The sequence below is a fragment of the Thauera carbonicopians genome, from assembly GCF_025699485.1.
Taxonomy (GTDB): Bacteria; Pseudomonadota; Gammaproteobacteria; order Burkholderiales; family Rhodocyclaceae; genus Thauera.
In genome coordinates this window covers 1-1,188 of the sequence record NZ_JANUXN010000045.1, presented here as the reverse complement: position 1 = coordinate 1,188, position 1,188 = coordinate 1, and the positions used below count along the sequence as shown (strand labels likewise).

The window sequence follows — 1,188 nt, the reverse complement described above, 5'->3', positions numbered from 1 at the left end:
CTGAGTAACCGTCTTAGAAGTCAAGCATCGTGAAGCGATTTGTCCCAATGTTTGCCTGTGCGGACCATGGCGTTGAGCGTGGTCAGCAGCTTGCGCATACACGCCACCAAGGCGACCTTGGGGAGCTTGCCAGCGGCCTTGAGTCGTTCGTAGAAAGCCTTGATGGCCGGGTTGTAGCGGGTTGCGGTCAAGGTCGCCATGTAGAGCACGCGCCGGAGCTCGAAGCGTCCGCCCTGCACGCGTCGTCTGCCCTTGCTGCTGCCCGAGTCATGGGCCATAGGGGCCACGCCCACCAGCGCAGCGATCTCGCGGCGGTTCAGCCGGCCCAGCTCAGGCAGTTCGGCAATCAGTGTGGCGCTGGCAACCGGGCCAATTCCTGCAGCCGATTGCAACAGCTGATCCAACTCGCCGAAGTGCTCATGCACATGGCTGACCATCTGCGCCTCGATCTCGTCGAGCTGAGCCTTGATCGCGGCCACGATGGCCTCGATGCTGGCGTGCAGCTTCTTGGGCGTGATTTGCAGCCGCTGGCGCTCCGAATGCAGCATGGTCAGCAACTGACGCCGGCGCGTGACCAGCGCTGCCAGCCACTGCTGGCGCTCGTCGGCCAGCGGACGCAGGAAGCGATCGAGGTCCTCACGGCGCACCAGCACAGCCGCCAGTTCAGCGAGCATGCGTGCATCGACCGCGTCCGTCTTGGCCAGGCGGCCCATCGACTTGGCAAAGTCGCGCGCCTGGCGTGGATTGACCACCGCCACGGGCAGGCCCGCTGCCTGCAGCGCACAGGCCAGCGCCGCCTCGTAGCCACCAGTCGCCTCCATCACCACCAGGCCGACACCAAAAGGCTGCAAGGCTGCTGCCAACACCGAATGGCCTTCGGCATTGTTGTCCAATCGCTGGGCGTCGCTTTGGGCGCCCAGCACACAGACATCCACGTGCGCCTTGGCCACGTCGATGCCTACCGTCACTGAGGAAGCAGACATGATCTTCAGATCCCTTTCTTGTGCATGCGCGCTGATTGAAGGCGCACGTAACCGTTCGGGCTTCACGAAGACCCGCGCGGCGACCGTGCGCTCTCTACTCAGTCACGGGCTCAATCACCCCAGAGCCAATCAAGCTGCACCGGCCGGTTTGACTGCCTATACGGCAGTCAAACTCTACCGCGCGGGTCTGGTTTAAAGATACAAG

The 1,188-nt window shown here is 63.3% G+C and carries 1 protein-coding gene; it reads right to left on the bottom strand.

What is annotated here, in order from left to right:
* Positions 1–20: 20 nt before the first annotated feature.
* A complete protein-coding gene (locus tag NX068_RS21065; protein ID WP_263463201.1) occupies positions 21–983 on the bottom strand; it encodes an IS110 family RNA-guided transposase in 963 nt (320 codons plus the stop codon).
* Positions 984–1,188: the final 205 nt, after the last annotated feature.

Excerpts from the sequence above, each read along its gene's own strand:
- NX068_RS21065 (WP_263463201.1), bottom strand. The coding sequence starts at position 983 with ATGTCTGCTTCCTCAGTGACGGTAGGCATCGACGTGGCCAAGGCGCAC.